This window comes from Paenibacillus taichungensis (assembly GCF_013359905.1).
GTDB classification, from domain to species: domain Bacteria; phylum Bacillota; class Bacilli; order Paenibacillales; family Paenibacillaceae; genus Paenibacillus; species Paenibacillus taichungensis.
Genome location: NZ_JABMCC010000112.1, coordinates 193,848 through 209,982, shown reverse-complemented (window position 1 = coordinate 209,982; position 16,135 = coordinate 193,848). Strand labels below are relative to the sequence as shown.

At 42.4% G+C, this 16,135-nt stretch carries 14 protein-coding genes; 10 read left to right on the top strand and 4 right to left on the bottom strand.

Features of this window, described 5'->3' with window-relative positions; genetic code table 11:
- Positions 1-127: 127 nt before the first annotated feature.
- Positions 128-607 (bottom strand): immunoglobulin domain-containing family protein, encoded by a 480-nt coding sequence (locus HP548_RS17000; RefSeq protein ID WP_063562780.1) that lies wholly within the window; start codon positions 605-607, stop codon positions 128-130.
- Positions 608-1,503: 896 nt separating this feature from the next.
- Between HP548_RS17000 and HP548_RS16995 the strand changes: the two genes are divergently transcribed.
- The 6 genes from HP548_RS16995 to HP548_RS16970 all read left to right on the top strand — a co-directional run bounded on the left by HP548_RS16995 (position 1,504) and on the right by HP548_RS16970 (position 8,878).
- Positions 1,504-2,742, top strand: a complete 1,239-nt coding sequence (locus HP548_RS16995; protein WP_175382332.1) for a saccharopine dehydrogenase family protein — start codon at positions 1,504-1,506, stop codon at positions 2,740-2,742.
- Between the two features lies 1 nt (position 2,743).
- Positions 2,744-3,871, top strand: coding sequence for a carboxynorspermidine decarboxylase (gene nspC, locus HP548_RS16990; protein WP_076289177.1), 1,128 nt, complete (start codon positions 2,744-2,746; stop codon positions 3,869-3,871).
- A gap of 325 nt (positions 3,872-4,196) precedes the next feature.
- Positions 4,197-5,672: a spore germination protein gene (locus HP548_RS16985; RefSeq protein ID WP_076289357.1), complete on the top strand. Its 1,476-nt coding sequence runs from the start codon at positions 4,197-4,199 to the stop codon at positions 5,670-5,672.
- A 3-nt stretch (positions 5,673-5,675) separates the two neighbouring features.
- Positions 5,676-6,770 carry a GerAB/ArcD/ProY family transporter gene (locus tag HP548_RS16980; RefSeq protein ID WP_076289178.1) on the top strand — a complete coding sequence of 365 codons (1,095 nt, stop codon included), beginning with the start codon at positions 5,676-5,678 and terminating at the stop codon, positions 6,768-6,770.
- Complete coding sequence (locus HP548_RS16975) at positions 6,767-7,894, top strand: Ger(x)C family spore germination protein (RefSeq protein WP_175382331.1); 1,128 nt, start codon at positions 6,767-6,769, stop codon at positions 7,892-7,894. Before HP548_RS16980 ends, HP548_RS16975 begins: the two co-directional genes overlap by 4 nt.
- A 111-nt stretch (positions 7,895-8,005) precedes the next feature.
- Complete coding sequence (locus HP548_RS16970) at positions 8,006-8,878, top strand: YitT family protein (protein WP_076289180.1); 873 nt, start codon at positions 8,006-8,008, stop codon at positions 8,876-8,878.
- A gap of 154 nt (positions 8,879-9,032) precedes the next feature.
- Here HP548_RS16970 and HP548_RS16965 read toward each other — a convergent pair whose 3' ends face one another.
- Together HP548_RS16965 and HP548_RS16960 are read right to left on the bottom strand one after the other, a co-directional pair.
- Positions 9,033-9,851, bottom strand: a complete 819-nt coding sequence (locus HP548_RS16965; protein WP_175382330.1) for a MerR family transcriptional regulator — start codon at positions 9,849-9,851, stop codon at positions 9,033-9,035.
- 22 nt (positions 9,852-9,873) lie between these two features.
- Positions 9,874-10,413, bottom strand: coding sequence for a GNAT family N-acetyltransferase (locus tag HP548_RS16960; RefSeq protein WP_175382329.1), 540 nt, complete (start codon positions 10,411-10,413; stop codon positions 9,874-9,876).
- A 297-nt stretch (positions 10,414-10,710) separates the two neighbouring features.
- Between HP548_RS16960 and HP548_RS16955 the strand changes: the two genes are divergently transcribed.
- Positions 10,711-11,610 (top strand): cation diffusion facilitator family transporter, encoded by a 900-nt coding sequence (locus HP548_RS16955; RefSeq protein ID WP_163760503.1) that lies wholly within the window; start codon positions 10,711-10,713, stop codon positions 11,608-11,610.
- A 96-nt stretch (positions 11,611-11,706) separates the two neighbouring features.
- Here the strand turns inward: HP548_RS16955 and HP548_RS16950 are convergent, their stop codons facing one another.
- Positions 11,707-12,570, bottom strand: a complete 864-nt coding sequence (locus HP548_RS16950; protein WP_099856195.1) for an AraC family transcriptional regulator — start codon at positions 12,568-12,570, stop codon at positions 11,707-11,709.
- A gap of 233 nt (positions 12,571-12,803) precedes the next feature.
- On the opposite strand from HP548_RS16950, the gene HP548_RS16945 reads away from it, so the two are divergent.
- From HP548_RS16945 to HP548_RS16935, 3 genes are all read left to right on the top strand, one after another.
- On the top strand, positions 12,804-14,024 hold the full coding sequence (locus HP548_RS16945) for an MFS transporter (protein ID WP_175382328.1): 1,221 nt from the start codon (positions 12,804-12,806) through the stop codon (positions 14,022-14,024).
- 424 nt (positions 14,025-14,448) lie between these two features.
- Entirely contained in the window at positions 14,449-15,660 is a 1,212-nt protein-coding gene (locus HP548_RS16940; RefSeq protein WP_175382327.1) for an MFS transporter, read from the top strand.
- 35 nt (positions 15,661-15,695) lie between these two features.
- On the top strand, positions 15,696-16,055 hold the full coding sequence (locus HP548_RS16935; RefSeq protein WP_099856189.1) for a GIY-YIG nuclease family protein: 360 nt from the start codon (positions 15,696-15,698) through the stop codon (positions 16,053-16,055).
- Positions 16,056-16,135: the final 80 nt, after the last annotated feature.

The following is a 16,135-nucleotide window of genomic DNA, read 5'->3' as shown; positions in this document are numbered from 1 at the left end:
TTACAAAAAAATACACTCGCACACGTTTATACTGTGTGGAGTGTATTTGTATTACCGTAAAGAAATGAGGGTAAGCATCAGTCAATTGAAGCTTCGATTAACAGCTTGTACTCCAGTACAATAGACCTTAATGGCCTCCTGTATTGGAAGCCCAGACAGGATACCAGCCTGCACTCGGTGTTTCTGTATTGTATAGCACCAAATTGCCGTCGTTTTGAACGATGAGCACGTTACCCCTGAGGTTGGGTGGCAGATTGTCCGCTCCATAGTACGAAGTAGACCATGCCTTGTTGTCTGACGTCCAGTAAGGTGTGTTTTGGGGATCCTGGAGCACTAGTTTTCCACTCCAATAATCAATCTTGAAATGATTTATTCTCGTGTCATTGGTCTTGGTGTTCCATAACATCGTGTGTGTGCGGTTATCCCAGAGCTGTAGGTCGCCGTAGACGCTGTATTGCAGAGAAAACCTGACGTTGTTGGATACGAGTGGAATCGAATTGTTATACATGATGTCATAAATGAGGCGGTCTCCAGCTGCAGATGCTGATGGAGCGCTGGAAAGCAAAAACATGAAAATTGCAGCAAATAGCAAAACAGCTTTTTTCATAAGATCCTCTTTTCTGGGATATATTTTAAATTACATACCAAATATATCATATCTCTCTATCAAAAATGTATAAAATTTCAAGTGGAAAGAAAATATTTTTGGGAGTTTTATATTTTTTCTTAACTTCGCGTAATAACTTATATTCGACATAGAAAACTAAAGGATTATTCTACCTAAATCAATCTATTTTAGGATAATACAACTTCCATGTTACACATCGTTATCGTTGACATGTCAGTTTGAAAATTGAGAAAGAGCTGGATACATTAGGCAGTAACTATTTAAAGATTTGCCATTATTATCAGATATGCCTAAGAGCGAAATGTGTGTTCCAAAATGATGAATAAATAAATTTTTAGAGATCGCTTGATTTTTTTTAATGTATCTGATATTGTAAGACCTGTGATTTTGGAAAGCAGATATATCAACATGAATCAGGTCTTTCCAGCAGATAATTTTTGACCACTTCTCTTAAGGAAGTTAAGGCCATACGGACAGCCGGGTCAAACGCCGATTGGCAACTTATGTTGCCTTATTGATTGAGTTAAAAGCTCAAATTTTATAAGTTGGTTACTTTACAACCAGTGCATCTGCACATCAACTTGTGAAACGGTCAATAAGAGTGGTAAAGGCGAATTATTTGCTATATAGACTCTGATCTGATATTGATATACATGAAGAAGCTTTCCGCTAGAGGAGTTCTTTTGAACTTTTTTAGTTATGGAAACTTTGCGTCTTTTTAATGATGTATATCGACAAGCAAGTGTGATGATGCGCGTTTGGGGCATTTTTCACCTTGCTTTTTTTGTTGGTTCAGAACGGGCGAAAAGTTGGAAAATGAGAAAAATAATGAAGTTAATTTAAAAAAAATTCATATTGGGTTAGGAGAATGGAAAATGGGAAAAGCACTAATCATCGGCGCCGGCGGCGTAGCTTCAGTAGCAGTTCATAAATGCGTTCAAAACAGCGAAGTATTTGAGGAAATCTGCATCGCAAGTCGTACGAAATCCAAATGTGACGATCTTAAAGCGAAGTTGGACGGCGGTAAAACAAAAATTACGACAGCTCAAGTGGATGCCGACAACGTTGACGAACTGATCGCACTGATCAACGAAGTTAAACCGGATATCGTCATGAACCTGGCATTGCCTTACCAAGACCTGACAATCATGGATGCTTGCCTTGCAACGAAAACGAACTACATGGATACAGCGAACTATGAGCCGGAAGATACGGCAAAATTCGAATATAAATGGCAATGGGATTACAAAGAGCGCTTTGAAAAAGCGGGAATTACAGCTTTGCTTGGCAGTGGATTTGACCCAGGTGTTACTGGTGTATTCTCTGCTTATGCCCTGAAACATTACTTTGACGAGATTGAATATATTGACATTCTGGATTGCAACGGTGGGGATCACGGCTATCCGTTCGCAACCAACTTCAACCCTGAAATCAACATCCGCGAAGTTTCGGCTAACGGAAGATACTGGGAAAAAGGTGAATGGATCGAAACGAAACCAATGGAAATCAAACGTGTCTATGACTTCAAAGAAGTTGGCGAGAAAGACATGTACCTGCTTTATCATGAAGAGCTGGAGTCCTTGGCTAAAAACATGCCTGGTCTGAAACGCATTCGTTTCTTCATGACATTTGGTCAAAGCTACCTTACGCACTTGAAAGCACTTGAAAATGTGGGCATGACTTCGATTGAACCTATTGAATACGAAGGCAAACAAATCATTCCGCTGCAATTCCTGAAGGCGGTACTGCCAGATCCGGCGTCCCTTGGACTACGTACTGTGGGCAAAACGAACATCGGTTGCATTTTCAAAGGTAAAAAAGACGGCAAAGACAAAACGTACTACGTTTACAACATTTGTGATCACCAAGAATGCTACAAAGAAGTTGGTTCCCAAGCCATCTCTTACACAACAGGTGTTCCAGCTATGATTGGTGCAGCAATGGTGATGACAGGCAAATGGAACAAACCAGGCGTTTACAACGTTGAAGAGTTCAACCCAGATCCATTCATGGAAGAGTTGAACAAATGGGGTCTCCCATGGGTTGAAGATTTCAACCCAGTACTCGTTGACGAATTGCCAGAAGAAGTCAAAGAATCGGAGCTTGTTCGTTAAGATGCGGTTTGAGCAATTACCGACGCCATGTTTTGTTGTTGACGAAGGACTTATCGAAAGAAATCTCAAAATCCTGAACGGTGTCATGCAACGTACAGGAGCCAAAATCGTGCTGGCTCAGAAAGCATTTTCCATGACCACGATGTATCCGCTCATTGGAGAATATCTGAGCGGTGCAACGGCAAGCGGGCTGTATGAAGCCCGCCTGGGTCATGAGGAGATGGGTAAAGAGAACCACGTCTTTGCCCCGGCTTATCGCGAAGATGAGATCGATGAAATCCTTTCGATTACTGATCATATTATCTTCAATTCATTCTCCCAATTGGAGAAATTCAAGGGCAAAGCGCTTCAGGCTGGTCGAAAAGTAGGCCTGCGTATTAACCCTGAATGCTCGACTCAGGAGGGGCATGAGATTTACGATCCATGTTCTCCTGGTTCAAGGTTCGGTGCAAAGCAAGAAGATTTCCGTGCTGAGCTGTTGGAAGGAGTCTCCGGACTGCATTTCCATACCTTGTGCCAGCAAAATTCAGATGATCTGGAAACTACGCTGAATGCGGTAGAAGAGAAGTTTGGACAATGGCTGCCACAAATGGAATGGATCAACTTCGGCGGTGGACACCACATCACACGCGAGGATTACGACATTCCTAGACTGGAAGCCTGCATTAAACGCATGCAGGAAAAATATGGCCTGGAAGTATATCTGGAGCCGGGCGAAGCGGTTGCGCTGAACGCGGGCTTCCTGGTGACTTCTGTGCTCGATTTCCACAAGAACGGTATGGACATTGCCATTCTGGATACCTCGGCAACATGCCACATGCCGGACGTGCTGGAAATGCCCTATCGCCCGCCGCTTATCGGTTCGGGAGAAGCAGGGGAGAAAGCCCACCTGTATCGTCTGGGTGGACAAACTTGCCTGTCAGGTGATGTGATCGGCGATTATTCGTTTGACCAACCGCTCAAAACGGGTGACAGACTGGTATTTGAGGACATGGCGATCTACTCCATGGTCAAAACCAATACATTTAACGGTATGCCGCTGCCAGCCATCGCAGTGAAAAGAAAAGATGGCGATTGCGAAGTGGTTCGCGAGTTCGGCTATCAGGACTTCAAAATGAGATTGGCTTAACTTCATTATTCCTTACTTTATACTGCGTTTTCAGACAGAATGGTCTATTTTATAATAAATCCGTTTCTGTTAGGAAATGATCCAATATAAGACGCTCCTAGTACCAATCCAATTGGGTACTAGGAGCGTCTTTTTTGTGTTTGACTTGAGGTATATTATTCCCGACTAAAAGAGCCAACGGTTACATTTTTATTTACATAAAATAAGTTTTGTGGACTAACTTTGAAGTAGATTTCAGTGATATGCATATCGTCTCCAATAATCGTCATAATAAGGAAAAGTTGCTGGAAGAAGGGAGGCTAGGGTAGTGGATGAACAATCTGCCATGATCAGGAAAGATGAAAGCATCACCAAAAGTTTAGACGAATCCATCCTTAGAATTGAAGAAATTTTCACAGATACTCCCGATCTGATCATTCGAAAGCTATATATAAAACAAACTGGAGAACAAGCTACCATCATCTATATGGAAGCATTGACTGACAAAACGTCGCTTAATCATGATGTTCTTGCTCCGCTTCAGCTCGAAACCGGAAACCCCTCCGAAGACTTCATAACAACGGTTGGATATATGAAGCCGTATACCAAGTGGGATGATCTCAAACTTTCCATTATCCTCGGCTATAGCGTACTGTTTATCGAAGGAAGAAGTATCGCCTATGCACTAGATACAAAAGGTTTGCCGCAGCGAGCGATTGAGGATCCTCAGCAGGAGCCATCACTGAAAGGAGCTCATCAAGGATTTACTGAGACCGGTTCTCAAAATATAGCCATGATCCGCCGTTATATCGCGGACAAAGAGTTAAAGCTCAAACGGTATATCGTTGGGAAGCGAGGCCAAACGGAAGTATCCTTGCTTTATTTGGAAGATGTGGCGAAACCGGAGATGATTAAAGTACTCGAAGAACGGATTCAATCCATAGATGTGGATGCCATTATTAACACTGGAGAATTAGCAGAATTTATTGAAGACCAACCCCTTGCTTTACTACCCCAAATCATTACGACAGAAAGACCGGATACAGCTGCTTCTCAAATACTGCAAGGACGATGTGTCGTTGTGGTCGATGGTTCGCCCAGTGTGTTGGTAGCGCCTGTTACCTTCATGTCCTTTTTTCAGACGGTTGATGATTACAGTTCCAGATGGTCCATTTCGTCGTTTCTTAGAGTTTTACGTATGTTTGCCTTTTTCATCGCCATTTTTTTGCCTGGATTTTTTATATCAGTCATTTCATTTCATTTTGAGATAATACCGATGAAACTGTTGTTAACGCTTGGTGAATCAAGGGGCCAAGTTCCATTCCCTCCATTCGTTGAGGCAATCATTATGGAAATCACACTTGAGATGCTAAGGGAAGCGGGGGTTCGGCTTCCAGCTCCGGTAGGGCAGACCGTAGGGATCGTGGGAGGTATTGTCATTGGACAGGCGGTTGTTCAGGCTGGGCTGATCAGCAATGTGATGGTTATCGTCGTCGCTTTTACAGCTATCTCATCTTTTATTATTCCTAATCCAGATATGATGGCAGCTGTACGCCTCATGCGTTTCATGATGATGATACTTGCTAACTGGTTTGGGTTCATCGGACTAGTCGTGGGTATGATGACCATCATCGGCCGATTAATAACATTAAACTCGCTCAATACCTCCTATAGCACACCTATAGCTCCATTTAGAGCTGCGGATTGGAAGGATACCTTATTACGGGTACCGTTGTGGATGATGAACAACCGTCCAGTAAGCACGCAATCACGTCAGTCAAGACGCCAGGGGAAAAGTAGAGGATGGAAGGAGAAAAACTAGCAAATGAAGACTTTTCGTCCGGTAACTATGCTTCAATTCATTCTTATTATTTCTACTTTCCAAATCAGCGTTGCTTTTTTGTCTCTTCCAAGAGAACTCGCAAGACATGCGGGGACGGATGGTTGGCTAGTGATTTTCTTGGGCTGGGGACTGGCGACGTTGGCCTCCATAGCGATCGTCAAGGTGATGAGATATAATCCAAACAGCTCAATACTAGAATTGATTCAGCGTTATATTGGCGTGTGGGCAGCAAAAATGGCTGCTTTTATATTTATGGCCTATTATTTGCTTCTGGCATATGACGGTTATATGGTTGCTTCACTTGTCATTAAATTATGGTTATTGCCGAGCACATATATCTATATTCTAGTCCTGCTGCTGCTCATACCCACATTTCAGATTGCGCAACATGGTTTCCAGGCGATTGGCCGGTATAGTGAAATTGTCACGATGCTCTCCGTTTGGATTCCGTTCATTTATGTATCTACGCTGAGTCATGCCCATTGGCTCTATTTACTGCCCATCTTTAAAGAGGGATGGTTTCCGGTTCTTTCATCCATAAAATTTATGATCTATCCGATGCTTGGCATCGGTTTAGTTTTGTTTCTCTATCCCCATCTAGTTAACAAAGAAAAGGCATTGCCTGCCATGATGATATCAAACACGCTTACTTGCATGGTTTACTTGGGAATCACGCTGATTTGTTACGTGTATTTTAGCCCAGATGAGATCGGGGAGTATAACGACCCGGTGATTAGCATTATGAAGTCCATTGAATTCCAGTTTATAGAGCGGGTGGAAGTGCTATTTATTGCATTTTATCTGTTTGTGTTCTCATGCATATGGATTCCCTCCATGTATCTGGTGTCGAAGTGCTCTGCATCGCTGGTGGGAAAGGGTCAGGAAAGATACCACCTTGCAGTGTGGTGTGTTGTCATTGAACTTAGCTTTTTCCTCTATCGGCCTAGCTTTATTGAATCAGCCCAAATAAACTATTCACTTAATTACATTGGATTTATGATGGAGTTTGCTCTGCCTGCGGGCATTCTTCTGTATGTAGCGATCCGCAAAAAGATGGGACGGGGGCGAGACTTATGAAATGGGGCGTAAAATTCATGATCTCGAGTCTGTTTTGTATTTTATTGGCTGCGCTCACAGGTTGCTCCAACGACAAAACCAATTTAGAAGATGCAACGGTTCCATTGGCTCTTGGTTTGGATGTCGTAGATAAAAAGCTCCATTATTATATATCTGCACCTGTATTCAGTAAAGACATTCAAAAGAAAAGCCGGGAAGGGGGAGGAATAGCAGAAGGTTTAAGGCAGTCGAGGAATCAGCAGGATGCCCAATTTCCGGGTTCGCTTGCGGGACGTAATTATCAAGTAATTATTATAGGAAACCAATTGCTTCAATATAAGGATTGGTTTAAAGTCCTTGATGTTACATTCCGTGATCCTCGGAATACGATTACCGATCGCATCGTTGCTTTTGATGGTTCTATTGCGGATATTTTTCAGTTTCAAGCAAAAGACCAACCGCCGTTACCTTTATTTGTAAAAGCGATTGTGGATTCAGGCAGTAGAAGTTCAGCTACTGTGAAAACAACCGCGCAGGAGCTGCATAGACAATTGAATGACCGAGCGATGACGCCTTCCATCTCGGAGATCAAGATCGAAAATAACAAGATTATGCTAAAAGGAACGACTCTTTTATCCCAAAAAGGGCAATACAGAACTTCTCTGTCTTATCAGGAAACGTCACTTCTTCATATTTTGAAAAATCAAGCTGAGCCAGGGGTCAGTTTAACTTTTCAGGTTGATGACCTACAACAAACATTGCCCTTTAACATCGACAAGGTGAGTTTTTCTTTAGGCGATATTTCCGTAAAAACTAAATCCTTTTATGAAAATGGCAGATTTCAATACAAAATTAAAGTAAAGTCGATCATTATTATAACTGAAAAGTTTCTTGAATTTGAACTTTTGGAAAATTCTGAGAAAATGGAAAATAAATTGAGTAAGGAAATGAAAAAAAACATTGAGGCGCTCATCAAAAAGTGCCAGGACTATGAAATTGATCCTTTCGGGTTTGGATTTTATGCCAGGGCATATCAATACCCCTTATATAAGGAAGCGCAGTCTAACTGGGGGCAAGAACTATCCCGAGCTGATTTTGATGTGGAAGTTGATCTTCGAATCGGCGCCACTGGAGCTGTGGAGTAATTGATACAATCAACAGAAGCAGTCCTGCTAATAAAGATTATTAATTTGCCAAAATAGTGATATTTATTATAGACTATTTTTTATCGGTTAATTGTCCAAGGGGGAAAAGGAATGAATCAAAGGAACGTGCAAAAATCGAACAAACTGAAAATCATCTCCAAAGTATTATTGATTATGATCGGGGCTTTTATCACCTCGTATGGACTGGAAGCCGTATTAATTCCAAACAATGTATCAGACGGTGGTGTGACAGGTCTTAGTATCGTTGGCTCACAACTGTTTGGTTTACCGTTAGGGATGCTGATTGGTATCATCAACATTCCATTTGTATGGTTAGGCTACAAACAAATAGGTAAGAGCTTTGCTATTTACTCCATTATCGGTATTGCCTCGCTAGCTGTGGGTACAAGCCTTATGCACCATGTACCCACGATTATTCAAGGGGATACACTATTAATTACCGTTGTGGGCGGGATTATCATCGGTTTTGGTATGGGTTTGGCGCTTCGTAATGGTGGGGCATTGGATGGAATCGATATGTTGGCTGTCCTGCTTTCACGCAAATTACCTTTTGGAACCAGTGATCTAATCTTATTCTTGAACATGTTTGTCTTTATTGTCGTATCAACTGTATTTGGTCTGCAAGGGGCGATCTTGTCCGCACTTGCATATTACATCGCTTCCAAAGTGATACATATCGTTGAAGAAGGTTTGAGCGGCTCCAAAACCTTTAAAATTATCACCAATCAACCAGAAATCATGGTCGAAACCATTCGTGACCGATTAGGTCGTGGAGCAACTTATACCGATGCTTACGGTGGTTATTCCAATGAACAATTCAAAGAGATTACCTGTGTAATCAACCGTATGGAAGAAAGCAAAATCAAGGATATCATTCACGAAATTGATCCCAACGCGTTTATTGTAGTGTATGACGTAGCCGAAGTGAAGGGCGGCAATTTCAAAAAGAAAGATATTCACTAATCACTACAATGAGCTGGAGTTACTGTCGCAGAGAAAAGGATTTAACATACTAACATAAAAAAGTCGCTAATAATTTAGCGGCTTTTTTTGTTATAAAGGTAGAAGTTATAGTATCAAGTCGTCGTATCCAATAACTTCTACCTTAAGGAGTTTATCATTCTTTGACAATCCGCAACTGTATTTCGGTCAGAAATTGCGCGGTAATGATCGTATCACGATTATCAATTTCATAGATTTCAAAAGGATCCCCCATTACACAGAGCCCTTTTTCATTCGCATAAGCAACGACCTCAAGCATTTTTTCATAACTTTGACGGTAGTTACCCCGATAAAAAAGGGAAAGATACTCACCAGCTGGCAGCATGTAATCGTAATCGATCGTTCTGGCTTCGTCAGGATCGAAGATAAAGAAGACGGAGTTAAAAACATCCTTCACGCCATGTTTTAGTTCCTCAAGCGACACGGATGCACCATATAATTGGTTTCCAAAGTCCGGAATATGACTTTTATGTTTTTGATGCAGCTTTTTAATGGCATAATCCATCTCCTCATCCCGAGTTATGCGTGTATTGAGCTGCAGACACGGCCGGTCAGGATACGTTTTGATACAGAAAACTCCTGTCTGAATTTTGCTGGTATCAGTTAACACCTTGATTCTGCCTTGAATAATACGCTGGGTAGTTTCGAGTTTGGCTATTTGTTCCTTAATCAGTTCCTGTTCAGTTAATAACAGTTCAAGTGTATTTTCGACACTTTGCTGATCTAAATAGGCTTTGATCTGTTGCATGGTAAAATTCAACTGGCGCAGGTCCCGGATGATGTTCAGCTTATACATATCTTGAAGGCTGTACAGACGATATCCGTTTCCGTCTCGCCGAGGCACGAGCAATCCTAATTTTTCGTAATAACGCAGCGCGTCAACACCTATTCCGTAAAGCTTCGAGATTTCATTGATTTTATAATCGTTTTTCATCGGTTTTCTTCCTCGTTTGCATTTAGCTATTATATGCGTGCGCGTATGCTGAAGTCGCGCCATACACTTCCTTATACAGCAATTTTCTCACCATTTCAAATTGTGTCGGGGTCAACTTTGCCGGATAACTCATGATCTGTAAAGGTAAGGTTTGCTGACTTACAGCACGAAGGGGTGGCTGAACATAAGAATGATCTCCCAGGCAGAATCCCAGGCGCTCATAAAATCCAATCCTTCTCCGCTTCAGCTCATCTTCTGGCAATTCAACTTCCAATATAACCGGCTTGTCTGACTGGTTCATGAAACGCTCCATTAATCGCTTGCCTATGCCGCCTCCACGAATGTTCGGAGAGACAGCCAAATGCTCAACATATCTGAACGACTCGAACTCCCAGCCTGCGAGAAAGCCAATCACTTCATTCTGCTCATTTTCCTCTGTAAGAAGGCGATAGCATGAGTGGGACAGCAGCTTCTTCTGTTCTGAATATTCCCGATATTCGGCTGCGGGAAACGATTGCTTCATAATTTTAAACACTTGGTCAAACTGTTTTTGCAACATCATCTTCATCCACTCCTGATTTGTAAAGCCATATTTGTTATACATCACGATAAACCCTGGTACGATACCAGAGTCAAGCCATATGGCGGAAAAGGTGGGGCAGACCGTAACTGGAGAAGGGGGGCGATTCACAATATCTAAAAGTTTACTTATCGCAACTTTTTTTGGCCGAGGTCAAACTCTTTCGTTGTACAGACATTGTTTTACTTGGTTCAAAACGTTTCTCTAGACCCACACAACATCGTGATGATACCATCGTAAAGTGCTAGAAAACAGTTGGGATCAGGGGGATTACGTTTCGTGGAGCAAATAAAGTATGACAACTTAAAACTAGGTGAAAAGGGAGCAATTATCAGTATTATTGCTTATATTTGTTTGACTGCAATCAAAATGATTATCGGTTATATGTCTAATTCTGAAGCTTTAAAAGCCGATGGGTTGAACAATGCTACCGATATTATAGCTTCGATCGCGGTTCTTATCGGTCTGAGACTTGCTCAACGACCTGCTGATAAAGATCATACATACGGACATTGGAAAGCAGAGACCGTTGCCTCACTGGTTGCGTCTTTCATAATGATGGTAGTTGGGCTGCAAGTGCTTTACGGAGCGATTACATCCGTCTTCCAGGGGAAAAGCGAATCTCCGGACATCATGGCAGCCTGGACAGGCATTTTATGTGCCGCTGTGATGTATCTCGTATACAGATATAACAAGAGACTTGCTTTGAAGATCAAGAGCCAGGCGGTTATGGCGGCTGCAAAAGATAATATTTCTGATGCCTGGGTTAGTATAGGGACAGTTATAGGGATTATTGGTTCACAATTCGGCCTACCATGGCTTGACCCATTAACAGCTGTAGCAGTGGGCTTTCTAATATGTAAAACCGCTTGGGACATTTTTCGTGAAGCAACACACCATCTTACGGATGGATTTGACGAAGAGCTAATCAAGGAATACAGGAGTACAATTGCCAGTGTAGATGGCGTAGAGGCGGTAAAAGACTTAAGAGCCCGGAATTACGGTAATAATGCCGTTGTCGATGTGGTAATTCTGGTACGATCGGATTTGGATCTTCAGAAAGCTCATGATATTTCAACAAATGTAGAAGACGAATTGTTAAGGGAACATGAGGTATACACTGTCCATGTTCATGTTGAACCAGACTCGGATGAAGCCCCTAACGAAGCACTTCAATGATAAAACATGAGTGGCAAATATAAGGACTTGCCAATAAACATGGACATACTCTTATTGACGCATGACCAAACAGGTAGCCCTCAGGCTGCCTGTTTTTTAGTTGGAAGGGTCACCGAACATGTCTTTTTGGTTTCTTTTGCGGAAACTTCTCGGAGATTCACCGACTGTTTTGGTAAATAGAATCGTAAAGTAGTTTGGGTTCTCGTACCCAACCAATTTGGAAATTTCCCATACTTTTTTCTTGGTTGAAACCAACAATCGGGTCGCTTCTCCCATTCTCCGCTGAATGAGGTAATGATAAGGGGAGGTACCGTAGCAATTTTTATACATATGAATCAAGTAATAGAAGTCGATATGGAATTGATCAGCCAAGTCTTTCAGCTTAATATTTTGACGATAATTCGTGTCCAGATAATCTTTGATACTTTCAGCGAGGGTATTGCTTCGAACGATCTCATTTGCTGTGCGCTGATGGTGAGACATGCGATTGATAATCAGCAAAACGGCATTCAGCAGATGATGAGAGATAGAGTTGTATCCTTCTTCCCGGATTGAAAATTCATTGAACATGGTCTGCATTAACGAACGGATCTCTTCGGAATAACGATTGGCACGAACAACTGGATCACTACCAGGTGGAACAACCCAATCATTGTTGACACGAGTACCCTCTTTGAAACGAAAGCCGCAATAAAAGGTGGATAAAGGGAATTCCGGGTCCGATCTTTCTTCGTGAAGTGTTCCCTTATTGTATACAAGAACATCTCCCTTTTGAGCCGAGTGCTTTGTCCCATCAATCGTGAACGAGCCCTGTCCCTCATTAACATAAATAATCTCATGCAAATCGTCATGCTTATGGGTAGGAAAACTCCAATGAGGATTATCTGCCAACTTCCCTACATAAATAATAATGCAATCTTGATCTTCATGCAGTCGGTCTGGCTCATGGCGTGTATTCATTAATGTCTTCCCTTCAAGATTCTATGGTGAAATGACAACATACATAATGTTTTGGATGAAGATCACAACAACCTTGATTGTCGCTTAGCATGTCTGACAGTACAATTTCACTATTCAATAATATGTACTATATATCGAATTGAAGGGATGTGAAAGCAAAATCTGTTAAGAAAGGAATCCATTTAAGAAAATGAAACGTTTGCAACATTAGAGAGAAATGTGAGGGCTTATTTTTGACTAGAAAAAGAGAAAATTTACTTATTTTAACACTTACATTGGTTAGCTTTGTATTGGGAACAACCGAATACGTAATTGTGGGCGTATTGAAGGAAATCGAAACTTATATGAAAGTGTCGCTGGCTGCCGCAGGCGCGCTCGTATCCGGCTTTGCTATTGCCTATGCGATCGGAACACCGTTTGCCGTTGCTTTCTTGGCCAAAATTCCCCGAAGAAACTCCATTTTAATCGGGTTTGCAGTCGTGCTTGCCTTGAACGTACTTACCATTTTCTCAACGACGTTCTATTCCTTGATGGTTATTCGGATCGTTTCAGCCGTAGCATGCGGACTTACGATATCGCTTTCGATCTCGATTGCAAGCGATGCAGTTAACCGGGAACGGAGAGGGGAAGCGATTGCCTGGATACTGGGTGGATTTTCCATTGCCAATGTGCTTGGCGTTCCGCTCGGAACCTTCATCGGACAGCATCTGAACTGGTCCATGACGTTTGTTGTTACAGCAGGCATTGGGGTTGTGCCATTCATATTCATGTTCCGGATTCTTCCGCGACAAACGACGACCATTGCGGGTTCATTCAGTGATCAGATGGCGCTATTTATGAAGCCGCGCATATTGCTGGCCTGCTTGATTCCGGTTCTTGGAAACAGTTGTATTTTTGTGATTTTCACTTATATTACTCCTTTGCTGGGGAACTCCATGGGTGTATCTGCACGTTGGATTAGCGTTGTACTCCTCATCTACGGAGCCTGCAGCATACTGAGCAACTGGGTCGGTGCCAAAATAGCCAAAGGAGATTTCTTGCCCAAGCTCAAATGGCTTTTCGTCATTCAAGCTGCAATCTTTCTGGGACTTAGCTTCACCGTGTCTCACCTGTGGTTGGGCTTGGCGTTCCTGTTCCTGATCGGTTGCCTGTCATCATCCATGAGCGCAGCGTCCCAGCTCTATCTGTTCGACGTCTCCGGAGCGATCGCGCCGAATTCCAGACCGTTTGCGTCCACATTGCTACCCGTGGCAGCAAACGTAGGGATAGCACTCGGTTCCGGAATTGGCGGGCTTGCTGTCAATTTAGGTGGTGTAAACTGGGTGCCACCAGTAGCTGTGATATTAGCTCTGATGGCTTTTGTGATCACAGCGATCTGCCAGCGGTCCATTCAATTAAAGCCGGAGGGAGCCACTGCTCCTAAAGTAGATTATTCGATTCCAAGTCCTAATTAGTAGCCCCTGAAGTCTGATTCTCTGGTCCACAAGTGTGACTTCATTGAGTAGGCAATTGAAACGACATAATCATACATGTTCGAGCACGGAAAGCCGCTAATTTAGCGGCTTTTTTTGTTTTTTTGGATACATTTCTAGCACAAAAATTATTGTGAAATTAAGCTGAACAGAACCTTTTTCCCATGGATCACTTTTTGTTCAAAAGCAGAATTGAAAAGGAAGAATTCAAAAAAACGGTTGACGAAGGAAGGTATCCTGTATAGAATGAAGCCGTGATTTAGTAAATTAGTAATTTAGTAAATTACTAAATCAAAAGTTGGGGAATAGGAGGAATAAAAATGAAAGAAGCAGTTGCTTTATGATGGAATGAATACTGAAAGGCTGCGAACGTTAGCAAAAATCTTAAAGGATATGGGGTATTAACATGTTTGCCAATCCATATGTTCGAACAATTATCCTTTCCCGGGTGCTCTTGCAGCTCGGAATTTGGATCCGGAATTATGCGGTGCTTCTTTATGTTTCCGAATTGACGCATAATAATCCGGTTGATATTTCATTGATTTCGGTAGCGGAATTTTCACCGATCTTTATATTTGGTCTGATTGGCGGTACCTTTGCCGATCGATGGCGGCCGAAAAAAACAATGGTATGGAGCGATTTATTATCAGGTTTGTCCGTTGCCGTTGTATTGCTTGCAGTCATAAATGGTGGATGGATTGCACTTCTGATTGGATCTTTCGTTTCTGCCAGTTTGTCACAGTTTTCTCAGCCTTCCGCGATGAAACTGTACAAACGGCATGTACCAGCCGAACAATTGCAGGGTGTTATGGCGATGTCCCAAACGCTTGTTGCTGTCTTTATGGTTTTGGGGCCAGTCATCGGCACGTTTATTTTCATTAAGTTTGGCATTAGCGTATCCCTCATCCTGACAGCGGTCATGTTTCTGGGCTCTTCGCTTGTATTATTATCGCTTCCCCGAGATGTAGAGGAGGAGAAATCAGGGAATCGTGGCGGCTTCGTTAAAGAGCTCACGGATGGCCTGCGTTATATCGGGGCGAATAAATCCTTGAGAACACTGGGATTAACCTTTTCGGCAGTTGGTTTGGCATCAGGATTGACTCAGCCGCTTCAGCTCTTTCTTGTCATTGAAAATTTGGGTCAGGATAAAGAGTTCTTGCAATGGCTGGTGATGGCGAATGGGGCGGCCATGTTGGTCGGAGGTGCAGTGATCATCGCAATCGCTAAAAAGGTGAAGCCACAGTTATTGCTTCTAGTCGGTTTACTTGTTAATGCAATCTGTACGGTTGGCATGGGCGCATCAACACAAATTTGGTTAACCATTATTCTGCTCGTAATTAGTGGTTTGTTCTTCCCGTGTATTCAAGGTGGAATTCAGACGCTTCTTGTGCGGAATACGGAAGGAGCATTTATTGGCCGGGTGTCCGGAGCGATCATGCCGATTTTTATGGGAATGATGGTGGTTGGCATGCTTACCTCCGGGTATCTCAAGGATACGTTTTCCCTGCTTAGTGTATTTATAGCGAGTGGTGTTTTTGTGATTATTGGTGCGCTACTATTGCTCCCTATTGTCATTGAAAGAAGAAATAAAGTTGCCGAGGGAACTCCATCACTATGACGGAAAGAGAATTGAAACGATAAGGAGAGAGAAACATGGATATGAATAAGCGCAGGGAGCTACTGGAGGAATATAAGCAGATCAAGACGTATATGGGCGTAGCTCAAATTAAAAACAAAGTAAACGGAAAAATCTATATCGACAGCTATCCCAACTTGAAAAACAAATGGTTTACTCTGCAGATGCAGCTGGATCAAGGAAGATTTGCAAATGCCGAGTTGCAAAAAGAATGGAGAGAATTTGGAGAAGAGGCATTCACTTATGAGGTACTGGAACAGAAGGACATCGATAAGGTGACGGATATACGTTGGGAACAAAAACAAATCCTGAAGCCGTGGTTTCAGAAGTTACAGCCTTACGGAGACAAGGGCTATAATAGACCGCCAAAGAATTAAATCATGTAACAGGAAACTGATTTGACTAACGGTTAAAATCAAGATAAGATGAAACCGTCGTTTAGTAAATTAGTAAAAAA

Bases quoted from the DNA above. Each gene is read 5' to 3' on its own strand.
- HP548_RS17000 (WP_063562780.1), bottom strand. From the start codon at position 607: ATGAAAAAAGCTGTTTTGCTATTTGCTGCAATTTTCATGTTTTTGCTT.
- HP548_RS16995 (WP_175382332.1), top strand. From the start codon at position 1,504: ATGGGAAAAGCACTAATCATCGGCGCCGGCGGCGTAGCTTCAGTAGCA.
- nspC (WP_076289177.1), top strand. From the start codon at position 2,744: ATGCGGTTTGAGCAATTACCGACGCCATGTTTTGTTGTTGACGAAGGA.
- HP548_RS16985 (WP_076289357.1), top strand. From the start codon at position 4,197: ATGATCAGGAAAGATGAAAGCATCACCAAAAGTTTAGACGAATCCATC.
- HP548_RS16980 (WP_076289178.1), top strand. From the start codon at position 5,676: ATGAAGACTTTTCGTCCGGTAACTATGCTTCAATTCATTCTTATTATT.
- HP548_RS16975 (WP_175382331.1), top strand. From the start codon at position 6,767: ATGAAATGGGGCGTAAAATTCATGATCTCGAGTCTGTTTTGTATTTTA.
- HP548_RS16970 (WP_076289180.1), top strand. From the start codon at position 8,006: ATGAATCAAAGGAACGTGCAAAAATCGAACAAACTGAAAATCATCTCC.
- HP548_RS16965 (WP_175382330.1), bottom strand. From the start codon at position 9,851: ATGAAAAACGATTATAAAATCAATGAAATCTCGAAGCTTTACGGAATA.
- HP548_RS16960 (WP_175382329.1), bottom strand. From the start codon at position 10,413: ATGATGTTGCAAAAACAGTTTGACCAAGTGTTTAAAATTATGAAGCAA.
- HP548_RS16950 (WP_099856195.1), bottom strand. From the start codon at position 12,570: ATGAATACACGCCATGAGCCAGACCGACTGCATGAAGATCAAGATTGC.
- HP548_RS16940 (WP_175382327.1), top strand. From the start codon at position 14,449: ATGTTTGCCAATCCATATGTTCGAACAATTATCCTTTCCCGGGTGCTC.
- HP548_RS16935 (WP_099856189.1), top strand. From the start codon at position 15,696: ATGGATATGAATAAGCGCAGGGAGCTACTGGAGGAATATAAGCAGATC.